Origin of the sequence: Sphingomonas parapaucimobilis NBRC 15100, assembly GCF_000787715.1 — a bacterium.
Taxonomy (GTDB): Bacteria; Pseudomonadota; Alphaproteobacteria; order Sphingomonadales; family Sphingomonadaceae; genus Sphingomonas; species Sphingomonas parapaucimobilis.
The window spans coordinates 38,416-59,294 of sequence record NZ_BBPI01000016.1; the positions used below are offsets into that span (position 1 = coordinate 38,416).

Annotated in this window: 25 protein-coding genes; 7 read left to right on the forward strand and 18 right to left on the reverse strand. The window is 67.0% G+C overall.

Features of this window, described 5'->3' with window-relative positions:
* The 8 genes from gloB to SP5_RS03015 all read right to left on the reverse strand — a co-directional run bounded on the left by gloB (nucleotide 1) and on the right by SP5_RS03015 (nucleotide 5,381).
* Complete coding sequence (gene gloB, locus SP5_RS02980) at nucleotides 1–717, reverse strand: hydroxyacylglutathione hydrolase (protein WP_083748147.1); 717 nt, start codon at nucleotides 715–717, stop codon at nucleotides 1–3.
* Nucleotides 718–727: 10 nt separating this feature from the next.
* Complete coding sequence (locus SP5_RS02985) at nucleotides 728–1,144, reverse strand: VOC family protein (RefSeq protein WP_042483882.1); 417 nt, start codon at nucleotides 1,142–1,144, stop codon at nucleotides 728–730.
* Between the two features lie 90 nt (nucleotides 1,145–1,234).
* Entirely contained in the window at nucleotides 1,235–1,999 is a 765-nt protein-coding gene (locus tag SP5_RS02990; protein WP_042483885.1) for a tetratricopeptide repeat protein, read from the reverse strand.
* Nucleotides 1,996–2,724: an alpha/beta hydrolase gene (locus SP5_RS02995; RefSeq protein WP_042483890.1), complete on the reverse strand. Its 729-nt coding sequence runs from the start codon at nucleotides 2,722–2,724 to the stop codon at nucleotides 1,996–1,998. The genes SP5_RS02990 and SP5_RS02995 overlap by 4 nt, the downstream gene beginning before the upstream one ends.
* A gap of 279 nt (nucleotides 2,725–3,003) precedes the next feature.
* Nucleotides 3,004–3,258, reverse strand: a complete 255-nt coding sequence (locus SP5_RS03000; RefSeq protein WP_042483892.1) for a DUF6356 family protein — start codon at nucleotides 3,256–3,258, stop codon at nucleotides 3,004–3,006.
* 59 nt (nucleotides 3,259–3,317) lie between these two features.
* Entirely contained in the window at nucleotides 3,318–3,518 is a 201-nt protein-coding gene (locus SP5_RS03005) for a helix-turn-helix transcriptional regulator (RefSeq protein ID WP_042483956.1), read from the reverse strand.
* Nucleotides 3,515–3,907 (reverse strand): hypothetical protein, encoded by a 393-nt coding sequence (locus SP5_RS03010; protein ID WP_241823674.1) that lies wholly within the window; start codon nucleotides 3,905–3,907, stop codon nucleotides 3,515–3,517. The genes SP5_RS03005 and SP5_RS03010 overlap by 4 nt, the downstream gene beginning before the upstream one ends.
* Nucleotides 3,908–3,989: 82 nt before the next feature.
* A complete protein-coding gene (locus tag SP5_RS03015; protein ID WP_042483899.1) occupies nucleotides 3,990–5,381 on the reverse strand; it encodes a UDP-N-acetylmuramate--L-alanine ligase in 1,392 nt (463 codons plus the stop codon).
* 74 nt (nucleotides 5,382–5,455) lie between these two features.
* Here SP5_RS03015 and SP5_RS03020 point away from each other — a divergent pair, with 74 nt between their 5' ends.
* From SP5_RS03020 to infC, 5 genes are all read left to right on the forward strand, one after another.
* Nucleotides 5,456–6,271, forward strand: a complete 816-nt coding sequence (locus SP5_RS03020; RefSeq protein ID WP_042483900.1) for an LD-carboxypeptidase — start codon at nucleotides 5,456–5,458, stop codon at nucleotides 6,269–6,271.
* Between the two features lie 13 nt (nucleotides 6,272–6,284).
* Nucleotides 6,285–7,049: an SIMPL domain-containing protein gene (locus tag SP5_RS03025; RefSeq protein ID WP_042483903.1), complete on the forward strand. Its 765-nt coding sequence runs from the start codon at nucleotides 6,285–6,287 to the stop codon at nucleotides 7,047–7,049.
* A gap of 138 nt (nucleotides 7,050–7,187) precedes the next feature.
* Entirely contained in the window at nucleotides 7,188–7,937 is a 750-nt protein-coding gene (locus tag SP5_RS03030) for an EAL domain-containing protein (protein ID WP_076710368.1), read from the forward strand.
* Nucleotides 7,938–8,031: 94 nt separating this feature from the next.
* The gene (thrS, locus tag SP5_RS03035; RefSeq protein ID WP_042483906.1) at nucleotides 8,032–10,062 is read left to right on the forward strand and encodes a threonine--tRNA ligase; all 2,031 of its coding nucleotides are present in this window, start codon (nucleotides 8,032–8,034) and stop codon (nucleotides 10,060–10,062) included.
* Between the two features lie 153 nt (nucleotides 10,063–10,215).
* A complete protein-coding gene (gene infC, locus SP5_RS03040; protein ID WP_037569087.1) occupies nucleotides 10,216–10,749 on the forward strand; it encodes a translation initiation factor IF-3 in 534 nt (177 codons plus the stop codon).
* 346 nt (nucleotides 10,750–11,095) lie between these two features.
* Here the strand turns inward: infC and SP5_RS03045 are convergent, their stop codons facing one another.
* Nucleotides 11,096–11,566 (reverse strand): Lrp/AsnC family transcriptional regulator, encoded by a 471-nt coding sequence (locus tag SP5_RS03045; RefSeq protein WP_042483909.1) that lies wholly within the window; start codon nucleotides 11,564–11,566, stop codon nucleotides 11,096–11,098.
* Nucleotides 11,567–11,694: 128 nt separating this feature from the next.
* Here SP5_RS03045 and SP5_RS03050 point away from each other — a divergent pair, with 128 nt between their 5' ends.
* Nucleotides 11,695–12,762 carry a Glu/Leu/Phe/Val family dehydrogenase gene (locus SP5_RS03050; RefSeq protein ID WP_042483913.1) on the forward strand — a complete coding sequence of 356 codons (1,068 nt, stop codon included), beginning with the start codon at nucleotides 11,695–11,697 and terminating at the stop codon, nucleotides 12,760–12,762.
* 395 nt (nucleotides 12,763–13,157) lie between these two features.
* Here the strand turns inward: SP5_RS03050 and SP5_RS03055 are convergent, their stop codons facing one another.
* From SP5_RS03055 to SP5_RS03070, 4 genes are read right to left on the reverse strand one after another with little or no spacing between them, the layout of a single operon-like run.
* Nucleotides 13,158–13,598, reverse strand: a complete 441-nt coding sequence (locus SP5_RS03055; RefSeq protein ID WP_245613381.1) for a hypothetical protein — start codon at nucleotides 13,596–13,598, stop codon at nucleotides 13,158–13,160.
* 59 nt (nucleotides 13,599–13,657) lie between these two features.
* Nucleotides 13,658–14,200, reverse strand: a complete 543-nt coding sequence (locus SP5_RS03060) for a demethoxyubiquinone hydroxylase family protein (RefSeq protein ID WP_042483919.1) — start codon at nucleotides 14,198–14,200, stop codon at nucleotides 13,658–13,660.
* Complete coding sequence (locus SP5_RS03065; RefSeq protein WP_042483921.1) at nucleotides 14,197–14,691, reverse strand: disulfide bond formation protein B; 495 nt, start codon at nucleotides 14,689–14,691, stop codon at nucleotides 14,197–14,199. Before SP5_RS03065 ends, SP5_RS03060 begins: the two co-directional genes overlap by 4 nt.
* Before the next feature lie 2 nt (nucleotides 14,692–14,693).
* The gene (locus tag SP5_RS03070) at nucleotides 14,694–16,058 is read right to left on the reverse strand and encodes a S41 family peptidase (RefSeq protein WP_439645597.1); all 1,365 of its coding nucleotides are present in this window, start codon (nucleotides 16,056–16,058) and stop codon (nucleotides 14,694–14,696) included.
* 153 nt (nucleotides 16,059–16,211) lie between these two features.
* Here SP5_RS03070 and SP5_RS03075 point away from each other — a divergent pair, with 153 nt between their 5' ends.
* Entirely contained in the window at nucleotides 16,212–16,778 is a 567-nt protein-coding gene (locus SP5_RS03075; RefSeq protein ID WP_042483926.1) for a hypothetical protein, read from the forward strand.
* A gap of 19 nt (nucleotides 16,779–16,797) precedes the next feature.
* Here SP5_RS03075 and SP5_RS03080 read toward each other — a convergent pair whose 3' ends face one another.
* Genes SP5_RS03080 through SP5_RS03100 form a run of 5 tightly spaced genes read right to left on the reverse strand, consistent with a single transcriptional unit; the run spans nucleotide 16,798 to nucleotide 20,705 of the window.
* Nucleotides 16,798–17,970, reverse strand: a complete 1,173-nt coding sequence (locus tag SP5_RS03080; RefSeq protein WP_245613382.1) for a murein hydrolase activator EnvC family protein — start codon at nucleotides 17,968–17,970, stop codon at nucleotides 16,798–16,800.
* 5 nt (nucleotides 17,971–17,975) lie between these two features.
* A complete protein-coding gene (locus SP5_RS03085) occupies nucleotides 17,976–18,398 on the reverse strand; it encodes a 23S rRNA (pseudouridine(1915)-N(3))-methyltransferase RlmH (RefSeq protein WP_042483928.1) in 423 nt (140 codons plus the stop codon).
* Between the two features lie 19 nt (nucleotides 18,399–18,417).
* On the reverse strand, nucleotides 18,418–18,822 hold the full coding sequence (gene rsfS, locus SP5_RS03090; RefSeq protein WP_042483930.1) for a ribosome silencing factor: 405 nt from the start codon (nucleotides 18,820–18,822) through the stop codon (nucleotides 18,418–18,420).
* Between the two features lie 12 nt (nucleotides 18,823–18,834).
* Nucleotides 18,835–19,434 (reverse strand): nicotinate-nucleotide adenylyltransferase, encoded by a 600-nt coding sequence (locus SP5_RS03095; RefSeq protein ID WP_042483933.1) that lies wholly within the window; start codon nucleotides 19,432–19,434, stop codon nucleotides 18,835–18,837.
* Nucleotides 19,431–20,705, reverse strand: a complete 1,275-nt coding sequence (locus SP5_RS03100) for a glutamate-5-semialdehyde dehydrogenase (RefSeq protein ID WP_042483935.1) — start codon at nucleotides 20,703–20,705, stop codon at nucleotides 19,431–19,433. Before SP5_RS03100 ends, SP5_RS03095 begins: the two co-directional genes overlap by 4 nt.
* Nucleotides 20,706–20,879 lie beyond the last annotated feature (174 nt).

Consider the following 20,879-nt stretch of genomic DNA (forward strand, 5'->3'; position numbering starts at 1 on the left):
TCAACCCTTGAACGCGTCCTTGGCTGCACGGCGTTCCGCCAGTTCCTCGGCATCGACCGAGCGGAGGAAGGGGTTGGTCGCCCGCTCCAGCGCGATGGTCGTCGGGATGGTCGGCTCGCCCTGTTCACGCATCGCGATGACATCGGCCAGCCGCTCGGCGATCGCTTCGTTCTCCGGCTCGGCGGCGGCGGCGAAGCGGGCGTTGGACAGGGTATATTCGTGCCCGCAATAGACGCGCGTGTCGCCGGGCAGCCCCGCGAAACGGCGCATATTGGCGTGCATCTGCGCCGCCGTCCCCTCGAACAACCGGCCGCATCCCATGGCGAACAGCGTGTCGCCGGTGAAGATCGTCGCGCGTTCCGCGAGGTGAAAGGCGATATGGCCCGCCGTATGGCCGGGCACCGACCAGATCGTCGCCACCGCATCGCCGACCGCGATCGTGTCTCCCTCGGCCAGCAGCGTGTCGAGCCCGTCGATCTTCCCCGCCTCCGCCGCCGGACCGGCGACACTGGCCCCTTGCGCCTTCAGCGCGGCGGCGCCGCCGACATGATCGGGATGCCAATGGGTCAGCCAGACCTGATCGATCGTCCAGCCGCGCGCGGCGGCGGCGGCCGCGACCGGCGCGGCCTCGCCCGGGTCGAGCGCGACGGTCCGGCCCGCATCATGGATCAGCCAGGCATAATTGTCGGAGAGGACGGGGACTCGGACGATTTCCATGGAAAGCCTCTTACCAGCTTCCGACATTGGGCATCGAGGCCCAGGGTTCGGCGGCAGGCAGCGCCCCGTCCTGCAACAGTTCGATCGAGATGCCGTCGGGCGTCTTGACGAAGGCCATATGCCCGTCGCGCGGGGGGCGGTTGATGGTGATGCCAGCGTCCATCAGCCGCTGACACGTCTCGTAGATATCATCGACGCGATAGGCGAGATGTCCGAAATTGCGCCCGCCGGTATAGATTTCAGGGTCCCAATTGTGGGTCAGTTCGACCTCGGCGCGGCCTTCATCGCCGGGGGCGGCGAGGAAGATCAGCGAGAAGCGGCCGCGTTCATTGTCCACCCGCCGGACCTCCTTGAGGCCCAGCAGTTCGAAGAAGCGGATGCTGGCGTCCAGGTCGCTGACGCGGATCATGGTGTGGAGATAACGCATCGGTTTTTCTGCCTGTTCAACGGGGCCGCTTGTACGGGACAGTCATGGTATCCCGGACCGGAAAGCAAGACCTTTACGTACGATAAGGGATTAGCGGGACGGGAATTGCGAGAGGGCCTTGGCGGTTTCGGCGCGGATCGGACTGTCCGGCGGGGAGAGGCGGGCGGCCTCGCTCCACGCCTTGCGCGCGCCCGCTTCGTCGCCCGCCACGGCCGCGATGTTGCCCGCCTCCAGCTGGACGCTGGCATCGTCGGCGGAGCGGGCCAGCGCCTGGGCGATGTCCTTTTGCGCACGCGGCAGGTCCTTCATCCGCCGCGCCAGCGTCGCCGACAGCAGCCAGGCGAGCGGATCGGCGGGCGCGTTGGTCAGCGCGGCGTCGAGGTCGACCCGCGCCGCGGCCATCTGCCCACCCGCCACCGAGGCGCGCGCCCGGTCGAGCTGCGCCTCGCCCAGCGCAAAGCCGCTCAACTCGCCCGCCGCCAGCGCGGCATCCAGCGCGGCGCGGGCATGGGTGGCGTCCCCGGCGGCCAGAAAGGCATTGCCAGCCTGTGCCCAGTAATTGGCGGCGCGCACGTCATGCGCGGTCTCGGCGGCGCGGGCGGCCTGTTCGAAGGCGCTGGCGGCGGCGCTCCAGCTCCGCTCGGTCGCAAAGGCCAGGCCCAGGCATTGCTGCGCAAAATAGTCGCCGCCCGCCAGCCGCCATTTGCCCGCCTCGACCTTGGCGGCGGCGGGATTGGTGTCGGCCAGCGATACGCAGCGCTGATAGCGCGCCTCGCGCGGGTCGGTGGGCAGGGGCGGCGTCCTGGCGGGGGCGGACTGGACGGCGGCGGCGAGCGCTAGAGGGAACAGGATCATAGGCGGTGCAACACGTCCTCGACGGCCCGGATCAGCAGCGCGATGTCGGTCTCGCGCGACAGCCGGTGGTCGCCATCCTTGATCAACACAGTCTGCACATCGGCTGAACGGAACAGCTGCGCCAGATGGGTGGTCCGGTGCCACGGCACATCCGGGTCCGCCATTCCCTGCAGAAGCCGTACCGGTCCGTCGAACGCAATCGGGCCAAAGGTCAACCGGTTGGCTTCCCCCGACGACCAGAAACGGCGGGTATAGACGGTGGGGGCGGGGCCGTACGGGTTGGGCCGCTCCAGTCGTCCTGCCTGAAGGATCGTCATCTTTTCCTCTTCGGAAAAGCCCCAGTCGGTGAAGTCGGGCGCGGGCGCGATGCCGACCAGCGCCTGCACCTGTTCGGGCCGATTTCGGGCAGCCAGGAGCATCAGCCAGCCGCCCATCGACGACCCGACCAGCACGGCGGGGCCCTTCACCACATCGTCGAGCATCGCGACCACATCGTCCCGCCAGTCGGCCAGCGCCTGATCCTCGAACGCGCCCGGCGACTCGCCGCAGCCGCCATAGTCGAAGCGCAGGAATGCCCGGCCGTTCGCCCTGGCCCATTCCTCCAGCGCAAGGGCCTTCGACCCCTGCATGTCCGAGGCATAGCCCGGCAGGAAGACGATCGCGGGGCCGCTCCCCGGCGTCCAGTGATGGGCGAGCCTGGGGCGGGGGGCGGGGGTGTCGGTCATGACCGGGATTTAGGGTGCGGGGGAGGGATTGGAAACCCGGTGGCGTAATCTCCCACCTCCGTTCAGCCTGAGCGTAGTCGAAGGCCACGCTAAGGCATCTCCAAGCAACCCCGTGGAGAGGTCATCCCTTGGCCTTCGACTTCGCTCAGGCTGAACGGAGGGTAGGGCATGATGGGCGGGGCCAAAACAGACCGGCTTCATCCCATTCCTCCCCTTGCAGGGGAGGTGGCAGGGCGCAGCCCTGACGGAGGGGTGTCCCGCTCGCGATAGGCAGCCCCCTCAGATCACATATTCCACGCTCTTCATCTGCGTCTGCGCGGCCTGCTTCTTGCGCCGCTTGGCGACCATCTCGGCATGGAGCCGCGCCACGGTGTCGCTGCCCTTCGTGGTGCATAGCCCGGGCACCACCGCATGGACGATCGCGCCCAGCCCGCCCAGGATCATGATCCCCCCGAACCGCGCCGCGACGCCGAAATGCTCGACATAGCTTTCACCAACGCTTTCGGGATGCTCGGTAAACAGGCGACGGAACATGGTCAGCGCTCTCCTATGGCCGTTCGTCGATCCTATCACGGCGATGGGAATTGACCAAATCAGGCTTTGGACGGGCTGACGAAAATGTCCTCGATCGCGCAACCGAACAGCTCGGCGATCCTGAAGGCGAGGGGGAGCGAGGGATCATAGCGTCCGGTCTCGATCGCGTTGACGCTCTGGCGGCTGACCTCCAACTGCTGGGCCAGGTCCTGCTGGCTCCAGCCGCGCTCGGCGCGCAGGGTGCGGAGGTGGTTGTTCACGCTCTCGCCCGCCAATATTCCCGTATGGCGTTGGCCATCACGCAGAACCCCAATCCACTGAACCAGAGGGTCGCGGCCCAATAGCCCTGCATATGGGCAACCAATCCAAAGCCTTCCAGAAATCCCCATGCGGTGGTGAACGACAAGGTGATGCCGGTGGCGATCAGGGAATGCCGTACGAACTGCATGCGAATATATTCGTCGCGCATCTCCACCATCAGTCGCCCGATGACGACGAACACCCCCATGATCGGCAGCGCGGGGAGGATGGCGACGAGATAGGCCAGCGCCCCGGTCGGCGGCGCATGGCGAAACCACATATTCGCGCCGATCAGCGCAACGCCGTACAGCGTCATCGTCACGAACAGGCGGCGGGTATAGCGCTTCATTTCCGGCGGCATGGGCATGGCAGACCTCCCTCAGATGTGAAGGAGGCTTTACATGGAAAGCTCGCTTTACGTCAAGCGTCCTTTACGTGGCTGCGAGCTGCGCCACCATGTCCTGCGCCAACAGGCTGAGCGTGTCGTCACGTGCGCCCATCACCACGATCCGGTCGCCCGCTCGCGCCTCGGCCACCAGCATCGCCGTCGCCTCGGCACGGTCGGCGATGTGGCGGGCGTCGACGCCGCGCGTACGCAGGTCGGCGACGATGTCGGCGCTGGTCACCTCGCGCGTGACGGTGCCGCCAAAATAGGCCGGGTCGGGCAGGACCAGCACGTCGTCCGGCTTCATCCGCGTGGCGATGCTGTCGACCAGCTCGGTCCGCATGACCTTCAGCGGGCCATAGCCGTGCGGCTGGAACAGGATCAGCAAGCGGCCGGGAAAGGCATGGAGCGTGTCGAGCGTCGCGGCGATCTTGTCGGGGTTGTGGCCGAAATCATCGATGACGGTCACGCCGTTCGCCTCGCCGACCTTTTCGAAGCGGCGCTTCAGGCCGGTGAACCGCTCGATCGCGCGGATCGCATCGATCAGGGGTACGCCCGCCGCGACGCTCGCCCCGATCGCGGCCAGCGCGTTGGAGACATTGTGGCGGCCCGGCACCGACAGCCGGACATGATAGCCCGCACCCCCGGTGATCAGGTCGAACGAAATCGCAAACGGCTCGGGCTTCAGCGCCTCGGCCACCAGATCGCCCGCGCCCTCGACCGCGAAGGTGGTAAGGTCGGGGATGTCGGCCAGCAGCGCCGCCGTCTCGGCATCGCCCGCATTGGCGACGACATGGCGCGCCCGGGCCGCGAAGCCGCCGAACAGGTCGCGCAATTCCTCCAGCGACTTGTGGTCGAGGCTGACATTGTTCAGCACCGCGATCGCCGGGTTGTAGAGCGCGATCGAGCCGTCACTTTCGTCCACCTCGCTGACGAACGCCGCGCCGTGGCCGACCAGCGCGCTGGCAAAGGGGCTGTCGGGCGAGACGAAGTCCTTCATCACCGCGCCGTTCATCGCGGTCGGGTCGCGGCCGGTTTCGTGCAGGATGAAGGCGATCATGCCGGTGACGGTCGACTTGCCGCTGGTGCCTGCGACGCCGATGGGGAGCTGGCTGTCGTTGAACAGGCTGGCGAGCATCTGGGCGCGGGTGGCACGGGCGCAGCCCCGCCGGTTGGCGGCGATAATGTCGGGCACCGTCTCCTCGACCGCCGCCGAGGCGATGACGAGTTGGTCGGCGGACACCACGCCAGACCCGTCCTGCGGATAGAGCGCGATCCCGGCGGCGCGCAGCGCGTCGAACTTGGCCGCAACGCGCCCCTGGTCTAGCCCCCGGTCGGAGCCCGCCACCGTCTGCCCGCGCGCACGCAGGATCATGGCCAGCGGCATCATCCCCGATCCGCCGATGCCCACCAGAAAACAGGAATTGCCGTTGGTCATGGGGCCACGCTATCGGCGAGTTGGCGGCACAGGGCAATGCCCGGCCGGACGGGCCGCCAAGGGGACACGCCAGAATGAAGATCGGAATCCTCGCCCCCGCCAGCATCGGCAACCCCGCCGCCGAAGCCCCGGTCAGCGCCTTCGCCGCGATCGCGTACCCGGACGTCGACCTGATCTTCCACCCGCAATGCTATGAGCAGGACGGGCATTTCGCCGGGTCCGACGAACGCCGCGCCTCGGCCTTTCTGGAATTCGCCAACGATCCCTGCATCGACGCGATCTGGTTCCTGCGCGGCGGCTATGGGTCGAACCGCATATTGTCGCGCGTCATGCCGAACCTGAACGCGGCGGCGGGGCACAAGACCTATATCGGCTATTCCGACCTCGGCTTCGTGCTGGCCGCGCTCTATGCCCGGCGGATCGGACGGCCGGTGCATGGACCGATGGCCAGCGATATCCGCCGCCAGCATGGCGACGCCACCGTGGCGCGCTCGCTCGGCTGGCTGACGAGCGGCGACCGGCAGGGGCTGGAGCCGGGCCTCGACGGCCGTCCGGCGGCGGCATTCAACCTGTCGATCCTGTCCGCGCTGATCGGCACGCCCTGGCTGCCCGACCTGACCGACCATGTCCTGATCGTCGAGGAAGTGTCCGAGCATCTCTATGCGGTCGACCGAATGCTCTTCACCATGGCCAACGCCACGCAGTTGAAGGGCGTGGCGGGCGTCCGTCTGGGCGCGGTCAGCAACATCCAGCCCAACGAGCCCGAATGGGGCGAGACGCTGGAATATATGATTCAGCGCTGGTGCGCCGAGATGGGCGTGCCCTATCTCGGGCGGGCGCGCATCGGGCATACCCAGGACAATCATCTGGTGCCGTTCGGGATCGTGTGAGGGGAGAAAGACGATGAAAACATGGACGCTTGGCCTGTGCGTCGCACTGACCGCGACGGCCGCGGCGGCGCAGACAAACCCGCCCTCGCAAATTCTCGTTTCCGCCACCGGCACCGCACAGGCGCCGCCAGATCGGGCGACCATCAGCTATGTCGTGCGCGGCGAGGGGGCAACGTCCGACGAGGCGACCGCCAAGCTGCGCGATCAGGCCAGGGCCATTCGGATCGGCGCGGAGCAGGTGGTGCGCGGTGCGATGGACCTGCAAACCTCGGATTTCAGGATCGAGCCGGTACGGTCGCGCGAGTGTAACAGCGGCTATGGACAGGTCCAGCTGTCGACGGGGGCCTGTGCCATCCAGGGCTATGTGGCGACCATGCCGGTGCGTATCGATACGTCGCGCATCGCCGATGCGGGAACGCTGGTCGGCGTGATCGGCCGCCTCGGAGGACTGCAGCCCCAGCTCCAGAATTACTGGCTGAGCAATTCGGAACCCGTGCGGCAGAAGGCGATGCGCGCCGCGCTCGCCGGTGCCAGGGCACAGGCACAGCTGATTGCCGAGGGATCGGGGCAGAAGCTGGGTCGGCTGTTGCGGGTGCAGGACAGCAATTACCGCGAGATCGCCATCGAGATGCCCGAGGGCGCATCGGTCAGGGCATCCTCCGCACCACCCGCACCGCCACCTCCACCACCGCCGCCACCACCAATTCGTATCGACCTGTCACCTCCGCCCATCGACATGAAGGTCACGTTGATGGCCGCCTATGCCATCGATCAATAAGGTTGACGCTTCGGTTCAGAACCTTGCGGCGGCGGTGGGGTCGGACCACCGCCGCCTTTTTTCGGGCAGGTGCCTTGTTTTGAAAAATTTTGGTGAAGCAAGGTGTTAACCAATTCCGCCTAGCCGGGGGGCATGGAAATGCGCAAGATCTGCACCGGATGCCGCGACGGTATCGATTTCGACATCCCGTTCACGATGGCATTCCAGCCGATCGTCGACACCATGACCGGCCGCCCCTTCGCCTATGAGGCCCTGATCCGGGGACCCGAGGGGGAGGGCGCGTATAGCGTGCTGTCGCAGGTGACCGAGGCGAACCGTTATTCCTTCGACCAGGCGTGCCGGGTGAAGGCGATCGAGACCGCGATGGCGGCCGGGATCATGGCCGGCGACGCACGCCTGTCGATCAACTTCCTGCCCAACGCCGTCTATTCGCCGATGGCCTGTATCCAGCTGACCCTGCGCACCGCCCAGGCGCAGGGACTGCCGGTCGACCGGCTGATCTTCGAGTTCACCGAGAATGAGCAGATGGGATCGCCCGAACATGTCGCGAGCATCATCGACTCCTACAAGCAGATTGGCTTTTCGGTCGCGATCGACGATTTCGGCGCGGGCCATTCGGGGCTCGGTCGCCTGGTCCGATTCCGGCCCGACGAGGTGAAGCTGGACATGGAACTGGTCCGCGACATCGACACCGATCCCCGCCGCCGCGCCATCGTGCGCGCCATGGTCGGCCTGTGCGCCGAACTCGACACGCTGGTGATCGCCGAGGGGATCGAAACGGCGGCCGAGGCGGCGGCGCTCAACGAACTGGGCGTGCGCTATCACCAGGGTTACTGGTATGCGCGACCCGAAATGGGGGTTCTGCCAGCAGTACAGGGCCACGCCTGAGCCACCCCATATACCTGACGGGGAATCTTCCCTATAGAGCCCCTCGCGCCGGATTCCGCTGGCGCATCACCAGCCCTTATCGAAGAGAGTATCCATGTCCGCGATGTTCCGTATCACGCTGCCCGACGGTTCCGTCCGTGAGGTCGCGCCCGGAACTACCCCCGCGGACATCGCCGCCGCGATCGGTCCGGGCCTGGCCAAGGCGGCGATCGCCGCGCGCGTCGATGGCGAACTGCGCGATATCATGCGCCCGTTCGAGGGTGATTCCGCGCTGGCGCTGGTGACGGCGAAGGACGAGGCCGACGCGCTCGAACTCGCCCGCCACGACTATGCGCATGTCCTGGCCGAGGCGGTGCAGGCGCTGTTCCCGGGCACGCAGATCACCTTCGGCCCCGCCACCGATGACGGCTTCTATTACGACTTCGCGCCGAAGGATCGCCCCTTCACCGAGGAAGACCTGCCCGCGATCGAAGCCGAGATGCGCAAGATCATCGCGCGAGACGAGCCGCTGATCCGCGAGGTCTGGACCCGCGAACAGCTGATCGAACGCTGGACCCATCAGGGCGAGAGCTTCAAGGCGCAGTGGGCCGCCGAACTGCCCGATGACGAGGAACTGACCGTCTATCGCGCGGGCAAGGGCGAGGATGCCTGGCTCGACATGTGCCGGGGGCCGCATCTCGCCTCGACCGGCAAGCTTGATCCCAATGCCTTCAAGCTGACCCGCGTGTCGGGTGCCTATTGGCGCGGCGACCAGAAGAACGCGATGCTCAGCCGCATCTACGGCACCGGCTGGCTGAACAAGAAGCAGCTGGCCGAGCATCTGACCCGGCTGGAGGAAGCCGCCAAGCGCGACCATCGCAAGCTGGGCAACGAGATGGACCTGTTCCACCTCCAGCAGGAAGCGCATGGCTCGGTCTTCTGGCACCCCAAGGGCTTCCGCATCTGGCGCGAGCTGGAGGCCTATATGCGCCGCGCGATCGATGCGGGCGGCTATCGCGAGGTGAAGACCCCGCAGGTGATGGACGCGCGCCAGTGGGAGCAGTCGGGCCATTGGGGCAAGTATCGCGAAAACATGTTCGTGATCCCCGACGAGGTGCCCAATGTCGAGGACGAAGGCCCGCTGGTCTCGGACGATGCGCAGTGGATGGCGCTGAAGCCGATGAACTGTCCGGCGCACGTCCTGATCTTCCGCCAGGGGATCAAGTCCTATCGCGACCTGCCGCTGCGTTTCTACGAGAATGGCTGCTGCCACCGCAACGAGCCGCATGGCGCGCTGCACGGCCTGATGCGCGTGCGCCAGTTCACCCAGGACGACGCGCATATCTTCTGCCGCGAGGACCAGATCGTCGAGGAGGTTCGCGCCTTTTGCGAACTGGCGGACCGGATCTACAAGGATTTCGGCTTCACCTATTCGATCAAGCTGGCGCTGCGCCCCGAAAAGCGCTTCGGCACCGAAGAGATGTGGGACATGGCCGAAACCGAACTGCGCGACGCGGTCGTGCGCGCCGGGTTGGCCACCGAAGCCTATGGCTGGGAAGAACTGCCGGGCGAGGGGGCTTTCTATGCGCCCAAGCTGGAATGGCATCTGACCGACGCGATCGGCCGGACCTGGCAGGTAGGCACCATCCAGTCGGACCGCGTTCTACCGGAACGACTCGACGCCTCGTACATCGGTGAGGATGGCGAGCGGCATCGCCCGATCATGCTCCACCGCGCGATCTTCGGCTCCTACGAGCGGTTCATCGGCATCCTGATCGAACATTATGCGGGCCGCTTCCCGGTCTGGCTGGCACCCGTGCAGGCGGTGGTCGCGACCATCGTGTCGGACGCGGACGGTTACGCGGAAGAGGCGGCGGCCAAGCTGGCGGCGGCGGGCATCCGGGTCGAGACCGATCTGCGCAACGAGAAGATCAACTACAAGGTGCGCGAGCACTCGGTCGCCAAGGTCCCCGTGCTGCTGGTCGTCGGCAAGCGCGAGGCCGAGGAAGGCAAGGTCGCCGTCCGTCGTCTGGGCAGCCAGGCGCAGGAGGTGATGACGCTGGACGAGGCCATCGCGATGCTGCGCGAAGAGGCGACTCCGCCCGATCTGCGTGGCGCAACCGAGAACGTACCGGAGGAGTGGTAACTGCGCGAAGAAGCGACTCCGCCCGATCTGCGCGGCTGAAATCTGCTGAATTGATCAAAAGGGCGGGGCGTTTGTCTCGCCCTTTCAAATTTGTGCCGGATCGCCTATATTGAACGGGTAATTGCCACAGGAGAAATACCCATACGTCCTCCCATGATGCGCCGTCCGATGCAGGCGCCGCCGATGAACGGTCCTCGGTTCAACGAGTGGATTCAAAGCCCCAAGGTTCGCGTGATCGACCATGAGGGCGAGAATCTTGGCGTGATGTACACGCGCGAAGCGATGGCCCAGGCCCAGGAGCTGGGTCTCGACCTGGTCGAAGTGTCGCCCAACGCCGATCCGCCCGTCGCCAAGTTCCTCGATGTCGGCAAGTATAAGTACGAGGCGCAGAAAAAGGCGAACCTCGCCCGCAAGTCGCAGAAGACGCAGGAGATCAAGGAGATCAAGATGCGTCCGAACATCGACGACCATGATTACGACACCAAGATGAAGAAGGTGGTCGAGTTCATCGGCGAGGGCGACAAGGTCAAGGTGACCATGCGCTTCCGCGGCCGCGAGCTGAGCCATGGCCAGCTGGGCATGAACGTGCTCCAGCGCGTCGCCGAGCAGGTGGCCGAGGTCGCCAAGGTCGAAGCCTATCCGCGCATGGAAGGCCGCCAGATGCTGATGGTGCTGGCCCCGAAGTGATGCGCGGCGACTCGGGGGGTTCCCGGGTCGCGCGATGCTTTGAAACCCCCGGTGGCCCGACGGGCCGCCGGGGGTTTTCGTTTTGGGAAGGCGCAAAGGCTTTCGAGCGCCGGGCGGACGGAATTTCGGGATTCAGGACGGGCAATTCCGACCCCGTTCAACTTGTGCCTAGCCGCCCGCACGGGGCGTGCGCTTCGACTTCGCTCAGCGTGAACGGGCAATGGGGTATGGGGAGCACTGCCCCTCGCATCTCCCAACCTCCATCCTCCGTTCAGCCTGAGCGCAGTCGAAGGCCAAGCGAATCCCTATCCGCGAGTGCAGGGCGCGCTGGGAGGCGTGGGGAGACTCACCCCGGAATCGGCAGCGACGTGGTCGACTTGATTTCCGACAGCGCCACCGTCGAATTGATTTCCTGAACCCCCGGCAGTTTGGACAGCTTCTCAAAGAACAGCCGCTCATAGGATTCGATATCCGCCGCCACGATGCGCAGCATGAAGTCGACCGAGCCCATCAACACATGGCACTCCATCACCTCGGGAACCTCCCGGATCGCGGCGGTGAATTCGTCGAGATTGGCGCGGCCATGCGCGTTGAGCTTCACCTGCGCGAAGATCTGCGCCTTCAGTCCGACCTTGGCACGGTCGACCAGCGCGACCCGGCGCTTGATGATCCCGTCGCGCTCCAGCCGGTCGATCCGCCGCCAGCAGGGCGAGGCCGACAGGCCAACGGCCTCGGCAATGGCGGCGGTGGAGAGACTGGCATCCTCCTGAAGCAAGGCAAGGATACGCCGTTCCCAGATATCGAGTTCGTGAGGCATTATATCCTCTAATTACTATTTATCGGGTTATATTATCCGATAAATCGTCATTTGCCTAACCAATCGGATCAGTTTCGCCTGCCGCGCCGGGCTATTCCGGTGCCAGAGAAAGTTCAGGGATATGACCGATGCTGCACCCAGCCCAAGACCGACAGAGCCTGCCGCCTGAAGAGGTGGTGACGTTTCACGACAAGGACAGCGGGGCGAGCGGCGTCATCGTGCTGCACTCGACCACGCTCGGCCCGGCGGCGGGCGGGTGCCGGTTGTGGCATTATGCCGATGACCGCAGCGCGACGGTCGATGCGCTGCGCCTGGCCGAGGGCATGGCGTTGAAGAATGCGCTGGCCGATCTGCCCTTTGGTGGCGGCAAGGCGGTCATCCGCCTGCCCCGGGGGGCGTTCGACCGCGCCGCGTTGTTCCAGGCCTTTGGGCGTCAGGTCGCCGAATTGAAGGGCCGCTATGTCACCGCCGAGGATGTCGGGACGAGCGTGGCGGATATGGCAGAGGTCGCCACGCGCACCTGCCATGTCGCGGGGCTGCCCGTCTCCGGCCAGAAGCCCGGCGGCGATCCCTCGCCCTGGACGGCGCTGGGGGTGGTTCAGGCCATGCGCGTTGCGGTGCGTCAGCGGCTTGGCGCGGAACTGTCCGATGTGACGGTCGGCGTTCAGGGGCTGGGCCATGTCGGCTATGCGCTGTGCGAACTGCTTCACGAACAAGGGGCCAGGCTGATCGTCGCGGAGCCGCGGAGCGAGGTGGCTGCGCGAGCGGCCGACCGGTTCGGCGCGATGGTCATGACCAGCCGGGCGCTGCTGTCCGCGCGCGTCGACGTGCTGGCCCCCTGCGCCCTGGGCGGGGTGCTGGACGCCGATACGGTCGCCCAGCTGCGCGCGAGCGTGGTCTGCGGGGCAGCCAACAACCAGCTGGCAAGCGAGGACATGGCCGAACGGCTGGCCGCGCGGGATATCCTCTATGCCCCGGACTTCCTGGCGAATGCGGGTGGGATCATCAATGTGGCGGGCGAATATCTGGGCTGGCGCACGGCCGAGGTGCGGCGGCGGGTCCTGGCCGTCGGGCGCAAGATGGGCGCGGTATTGGCGCTGGCCGAACAGAACGGCATCACGCCGGATGAGGCCGCGCGCGCGATGGCGCTCGAGCGGATCGCGCAGGTGCCCCGGGGGCAGGCGGTGGCGGCTTGAAGGGGCGGCGGCGGGTATAATATTCTCCGCCTTGCCGAAAAGTCTGGAATTGGCCCAGCCGCCTGTCTCTCGCGTACGCTTCGACTTCGCTCAGCGTGAACGGAGGTTGGGGATAGTGGCCGGGTGTGGGGCAGGTCTGCGCCGACCAATGTCAGCCCTGCTTCCAAACCCCCGTTCAGCCTGAGCGATGTCGAAGGCCAAGGGCTGACCCTCGCCAGGCTGCCACTACGGAGTGTGCACTTCGACAGCGCCCATTATGACGGAGGCCGCGCCTCTCAACGCGCCACCCGGGCGAAGGCCGGGATTTCGTTACAACACGCTGCCTGCGTGCGCCCGATGGAATCCTCGGCCGCGCGGACATGAGGTGGATGCCCGCCAAAGCCGATACCCGCCTATCACGGGTTGCGTGGTTCCTCATCGCGCTTGCGCTGGGCGTTGACCGCGCGGTTTTCCCGCGCGCGCTGGACGAAGCAGCCGGTCGCACCGCCCGCGCCAACCGCCGAGCAGCTGCCGATGCTGTTCACGCCCGCACCCTCGTTCAGCGTCCCCGTCGCCCGGGCCGCCCAGCTCTCATTCTCGGGCGTGACCTGCAAGTCGCGCAGTTCCTTGGGCACGCGGAACTGTTCCTCCGCGCCGCGCCGGACGCAGACCACGATCTCGTTGCCCTGATTGTCGGTCGGGCAACGTTCGTTGCCGAACAGGGTCAGCACGCCGTTGACGGGGGCGTTGCGCGACACTTCGCCCGGCACCTCGACCTTTTTGGGCGGAAGCGCGCCGGGGGCGGCGACCTGCTGCGCCAGCGTGGGGACCGCGCCGACGCCAGCGATCGTCATCATGGCCAACATCTTGGCGGTCCAGGACCGGTTCGTCATCCTCTCTCTCCCGCTCGTGCCGTTCAGAGGCGCTTGGCCGCCGCGATCGCGACCTTGCAGCCCGCCCGGATCAGTCCGTACATCACCGGATAGGCGATCGCCTCTTCCGCGCCCGCGCCGATGGCATGCTCGCGATGTTCCAGTTCCTCGGCCTGGAAATCGGCGATGGCCTCCGACAATTCGGGGTCGCTATCGCCCAGCTGGTCGCGCTGTTCCTGATAATGTTTGTCGATCTCGGTCTCGACCGCCGCGGTGCAGGCCATCGCTGCCTTCGGCCCGATCGCCGCCGTGATCGCCCCCAGCGCGAAGCCTGCCTTGTCCCAGAAAGGCTGGAACAAAGTGGGCCGCACCCGCCGCTCGACGATCATGCGGTCGAAAAAGGCGCGGTGGCGCTCCTCCTGCTCGGCCATGTGATGGATCGCGCGCGCGAAGGGGTGCCGGTCGCCCAGCACCGCCAGCTGACCCGCATAGATACGGGTCGCGCCATATTCCCCGGCCTGGTCCACCCGGACCATCGCCTTCATCGGTTCACGCCGGTCGCCCGGCATCCAGCGAAGCTGGCTCATCGCGCCTTCCTCATCAACAGCAGGATCGCCGCCGCACCGCCCAGCGAGAAGATCGCGTTGAACCCGGCGAGCGAAATCCCGCCCAGGGTCCATTGCGCCACATCGCAGCGGATGACCGGCGCCTTCAAAATCGCGTTCAGCCGGTCGGCGGCGCTCCCGCCCGTGAAATTCACCGTCGAGGTGCAGGCGGTGAAGCCCTGCCACCAGCCATATTCGACCCCGGCATGGGCGACACCGATCGCCCCCGACACTGCGATCAACAACGCGGCGAGTATGACAAGCGATCCCCGGACACTGCGCTGCGGCACGAAGAAGGCGAGGAGGGCGGGCACCAGCGCGGCATAATGCGGCCAGCGCTGCCAATGGCACATCTCGCACGGGAACAGGCCGCCGATCAGCTGGCTGCCCCAGGCCCCCGCCAGCAGGGCAGCGGGCAGCGCGAAGGCGATGATATTGGCCAGCCGCTCGCCCTGGGTGCGCGGGGTCGCCATCGTCACTTCACCGGCGGCTTGGTGGCGGCGGCAATCTGGGCCGGGCCGCCGAGACGGGCGATGGTCTTCAGCGCGTAATAGAGCTGGAAGTCCTCGATCCCCTGCTTCTTCAGCTGCTCGGGCGTCATGGCGAAGCGCGGATCGGTCTTGGTATCCTCCTCCAGGATCGCATTATCGGCCTTCACCTCGTTGATCAGGTGGCGGCGCAGATCGGCCTCGCGGAAGACGGGCCGCGTCTTGTAATCGGGATCGGAGATTTCGGGCACCTTGATGTCCGGCTCGATCCCGCCCTCCTGCACCGACCGGCCCGAGGGGGTGTAGTAGCGCGCGGTGGTCAGACGAAGGGCGGTTTCAGGGCCGAGCGGCAGCAGCGTCTGGACCGAGCCCTTGCCGAAGCTGCGCTCGCCCATGATGAGCGCACGGTGATGATCCTGAAGCGCGCCAGCGACGATCTCCGACGCGGACGCCGTACCCGAGTTGGTCAGCACTATGACCGGCAGGCCGTGCGCGTCGTCGCCGGGCTTGGCATAGTAACGCTCGATATCCGACTTCTCGCGGCCGCGCTGCGATACGATCTCGCCATGATCGAGGAAGGCGTCCGACACCGCGATCGCCTGAGTCAGCAGGCCGCCGCCATTGTCGCGCAGGTCGACGACATAGCCGAGCGGCCGGTGGCCCAGCGCCTTGTCGATCGCCATGATCGCCGCGCGCGTGTCGGCGCCGGTATTCTCGGAGAAGGTGTTGATGTTGATGTAACCGACATCGCCGCGCACCTCCCACTTGACGGGGCGCTGGACGATGACCTCGCGGGTCAGGGTCAACTCGATCGGCTTGTCGCGGCCGGGGCGGACGATGGTCAGCTTGATCTTGGTGCCGGGCTTGCCCCGCATCTGGCCGATCGCCTCGTCCAGCGACTGACCATAGATCAGCTTGCCATCGATATGAGTGATGTAATCACCCGACTTCACGCCCGCGCGGCCCGCCGGGGTATCCTCCTGCGGCGCGATGACCTTGATCGCGCCGTCCTCCATCGAGACGGTCAGGCCCAGGCCGCCATAATTGCCCTCGGTCTGGATCTTCAGATTGTCGAAGTCGAGCGCGTCGACATAGCTGCTATGCGGATCGAGCGCCGCCAGCATCCCCTGGATCGCGCCCTTGATCAGCGTGTCGTCATCGACCTTGTCGACATAATCGGCCTTGATCCGGTTATAGACGTCGAGGAACCGGTCGAACTGGCGCACGGTCGAGCTGTCCACCGCCGCCATGGCAGAGGTCGTGATCGGCACCATGGCCAGCGCGCCGACGATGGCAGTAGCAGTCAGAAGCGGACGTTTCGGCAGCGGAAGTCTGGAAAGCGGGCGGGGCATCGAGTGTCCTGGACCAGATAAGCGGACCGCCTGTGTAGCGGCAAGCCGGACGCAATCAAAGCGCAACCGTGCTGAACGGGGGGGTGAGCGCGACCGATCCTTTGCAGGAGCAGCGCGCTTGCCAACCGGGCTGCTCCTAAGCGACAAAGCCCCATGCTGATCGCCCTTCTGTTCGCCGCGGCCGCGCCCGACTGCACCTATGATCGCGCTGCCATGATGGCCTTGCCTCAGCAGACGTTCGATCAGGAACCCGGCGGTTGGCGAAGCCTGTCGATGCGCGGTTGCGAGGCGGAGGCGGCGGACCTCATTCGGAATTGGCGCGAGAAGAACAAGCCTGAACGCCTTGCGAGCATCCTTTACTGGCACGAGGGCCAGCTACGCGCCAATCTAGGCCAGCGCGACGCGGCGATCACCCTGTTCGAAAAGTCGCGCAAGACCGTTGAAGACGACCATGGCATGGGTTGGAACCTCTATGTCGACGGCAGCATCGCATTTCTTCGGCGTGATCGCCCGGCGTTTGACAAATGGCATGCTGCACTGGCGGCACTACCCAAGCCGGAAGATTTCGATCCGCGCGGCCCCGATGGAAAGCCGATTGCCATCGCCTGGCCGATGAACTTGAACGTACTCGATGGCTTTGCCCGGTGCTGGGACAAGTCCTACAAAGAGGCCTATGGTATGTGTGCGATGCCGAACCGGATCATCAAGACGGGCGCTTGATCCGTTCCCTTCGTTCGCCTCACCCCAGAAGCGCGGCAATATCCATCGGTCGCCCGTCGCGGCGCAGTTCGACCGTCACGCGCGGCTCGACGCCGCCTTGCCCCCGCCCCGCCCGGCCGAGCACTGCGCCCGCCGCGACGTGCTGGCCGGGTTTGACCGCGATGGCACCCAGCCCCGTCACCAGACTGGTCCAGCCGGTGCCGTGATTCAGGATGACGATCCCGCCATAGCCGCGAAACTTGCCTGCATAGCGGACCTCGCCGCCCGCGGGCGCGACGACGGGGGCATAGGGGACGGTCGACAGCGTAATGCCGCGCGCCCGCACGCCTGCGTCCGAAATCTCGCCGAAGCCGCTCGCGACCTTGCCCTGTACCGGCAGGCGATAGGTGCCCGGCGCGATCTCTGGTCCCATGACGCCTGCCCCGAGCGGGCGTGAGACCGGGCCGGGCAGCGCCAGCAGGTCGCCCGCTATCGCCTTTGCCTCGCCGCGTTCGGCCATGCGGTCGACGATGTCGCGAGCGGCTTCGCCCAGCGCCAGCGCACGATTGGACTCATCGATCGCGACCTGACCCAGCGCCTCGGCGCGGCCGCGATGGCTTGCCTCCAGACGGGCCAGCGCCTGGCGTTCGGATTCCAGCTTGGCGGTGGTCTCAGTCAGCGCGCGCGCCGCCACCGTCACCTGCGCGCGGATGCGGCGGGTGGCGGCCAGTTCGGCGCGAACGGTCGCGGAACGCTCCGCGATGACAGGGGCGACGGTCGCGAAGACCGCGCGGACATGCGCCAGATCGGCGACCGAGCCCGGCTGCGCCACCGCCGCCACCGGGGGCCGCGCCGCCATGCTCTGCATCGCGGCCAGCAGATGCGCGAGCGGGGCCTGCGCCTTGGCCAGCTTCGCCTGTTGCTGCTCCAGCAATCCCGTGACCAGATCGACGCGCGCCCGCGCTGCCGTCACCTCCGCTTCAGCGGCCGCGACACGCGCCGCCATGGCGCGCTCCCTGGCCTGGACGATGGCGGCGGCGTTGCGTTCGAGCCCGGCCTGCTGCTCCAGCGCCTGGGCGCGCGCCTGCGCAGCCGCCGCGCCCGCGCGGGCATCGGCCAGACGGCGCTGGTCTCCGGCGATGTCGGTCGCGCCCAGCAGCGCCAGCGCCGCCAGCGCCAGCACGCCATGCCGCGGCGCCCCATCACGCAACACCGAGGTCAGCCTTCGCGGTGATAGGGGTGGTTGGCGAGGATGCTGGTCGCGCGGAAGAGTTGCTCGGCCAGCATCGCACGCGCCATCATGTGCGGCCAGGTCGCCCGGCCATAGGAGATGAGCAGGTCCGCGCGCGCCCGATCGGCATCCTCGAACCCGTCCGCCGCGCCGATCATGAAGCGGCACTCGCGCACACCATCGTCCCGCCAGCGCTCCAGCCGACGCGCGAAATCCATCGAGGACAGATTCTCGCCCTTCTCGTCCATCAGGACCAGACGCGCCTGTCCCTCCAGCGGCGGGACCTTGCCGCCGGTGTCGGGGAGTTCGGTCACCTTGGTCGGCCAGCCGATCCGCTTGATATAGCGGTCGACCAGCTCGGCCTCGGGCGAACGGCCGATCCGCCCGCGCGCGACGATATGCAGCAGCACGGGCGGACCTCTGCGTGGATCAGGGGTTGCGGTCGGCCGGGCTGGCTGGCGGGGTCGGCGCGTCGCCGAAGGCCCACATGCGCTCCAGATTGTAGAAGCTGCGGACCTCGGGCCGGAAGAGGTGGACGATGACGTCGTTCGCGTCGATCAGCACCCAGTCGGCGGTCGGCAGACCCTCGATCCGGACCGAGCGGCCGAACTCGGCCTTGATCTTCTCGGCGAGTTTCATCGCCATCGAGGCGACCTGCCGGGTCGAGCGACCGCTGGCGATCACCATGAAATCGGCAATCGACGATTTGCCCGCGAGCGGGATCGAGATCGTCTCCACCGCCTGGTCGTCATCCAGCGACGCGAGGATCAGGCGATGCAGCGCCTCCACCTCGGCGGGATCGGACGGACGCGGCGATTGCGGGGAAGTGGCCAAGTGAGCTCCTGTTCAGGGGACGTTCCGGCCCATATGCCGAAACCAGTCCGGATCGCGAGCCCGAAGGCTCGTGGCGGAAGTCGGGTCGGGGCGGAAGCGCAACAGCACGAAGGCCGGCAAACTCCACATCGTCCAGTTCTTCGCCTGGCCCGGACGCCTCTGGAAACGCCTGAACCAGCCCAGCGCGGGTGTCGCGTGAGCGGCGGCATTGTACCCCGGACGGCCGATAACCGCAATCGGGATCGCACGGGCAATATCACGCCACCCGCGCCAGCGGTGAAACTGCTCCAGATTATCCTCGCCCATCAACCAGATGAACGCGTGGCCGGGGTAACGGCGCCGGATTCCGCGCACCGTGTCGAGCGTGTAGCGGGTGTGCAATTCCAGCTCGATCGCGCTGGCCCGGATCGGCGCGCGACGCGCCATTTTCCGGGCCGAGGCGAAGCGCGCCGCGAAGGGGGCCATGTCGCCGGCGCCGTCCTTCAACGGATTGCCCGGCGATACCAGCCACCACACTTCGTCGAGGTCGAGCGCGCGCATCGCGTCCAGCGTGATGCGGCGATGCCCCTTGTGCGCGGGATTGAACGACCCGCCGAGCAGACCGATCTTCATCCCTGATTTTGGGCGCGGATCTGCCCGGTCCCGCGCCCGATCCATTTATAGGTGGTCAGCCCTTCCAGCGCGACCGGACCGCGTGCGTGCAGACGTCCGGTGGCGATGCCGATCTCCGCGCCCAGCCCGAACTCGCCGCCATCGGCGAACTGGGTCGAGGCGTTCCACAGCACGATCGCACTGTCGACCTGGGCCAGGAAGCGCTCGGCGACGCTCCTATCCTCGGCGACGATCGCGTCGGTGTGATGCGATCCATGCGCGGCGATGTGGGCCATCGCCCCTTCCACGCCATCGACCAGCGCGACGCTGGCGATGGCATCCAGATATTCGGTATCCCAGTCCTCGGCCGTGGCGACCTCGAGTCCGGGGACGATCTCGCGGATGTCGGCATCCCCGCGCACCGTGCAGCCTGCGTCGACCAGCGTGGCGACCAGTTCGGCGGGGTGGCAATAGGCGCGGTCGATCAGCAGCGTCTCCATCGCCCCGCAAATGCCGGTGCGCCGCATCTTGGCATCGCGGACGATCCGTATGGCCATTTCATGATCGGCCGAGCCGTCGACATAGACATGGTTGATCCCGTCGAGATGCGCGAGCACCGGCACCTTCGCCTCGGCCTGCACCCGCGCGACCAGGCTCTTGCCGCCGCGCGGGATCAGCAGGTCGATCAGTCCGTCGGCGGCCAGCATCGCACCCACCGCCGCGCGGTCGGTGGTCGGCACCAGCTGCACCGTGTCCGCCGGTCCCCCCGCCGCCGTCCAGCCCCGGACGAAGGCGGCGTGCAGCGCGCGGTTGCTGTGGACCGCCTCCGACCCGCCGCGCAGGATCGCGGCATTGCCCGCCATGGCGCAGAGCGCGGCGGCGTCGACCGTGACGTTGGGGCGGCTTTCATAGACGATGCCGATCACCCCCACCGGCACCCGGACGCGCGACAGGTTCAGGCCGTTGGGCCGGGTGCGCTCGTCGATCCGCTGACCCACGGGATCGGGCAGGGCGGCCACCGCCTCGACCCCCGCGACGATGCCCGCGATCCGCGCCTCGTCCAGCGTCAGCCGGTCGAGCATCGCCGGGGACAGACCGTTCGCCGCGCCCGCCGCCACGTCGCGCGCATTGGCCTCCAGCACCACCGGAGCCGCGTCGCGGATCGCGGCGGCGGCGGCGCGCAGGGCGTCGGCCTTCGCCTCGGTCGGCATCTGCGCCAGCGTGACGGCGGCGTTGCGGGCGCGCTGGCCCATATCGGCGATCAGGGCGGTAATGTCGTTTCGGTCGGCCATGTGGGGGGCGGTATCATGCCGGGACGACACACCCAAGCATCGGAATCTTGCGCCCCTGCAAGGCGCGGTGGTCTGTGGGTCTTTGGGATCGAGATGACGTTTCATGAAAACAACGTGAGCCCCTCCCCTTCAGGGGAGGGGTTGGGGTGGGGCCTCGCCACATACCTCACGCTT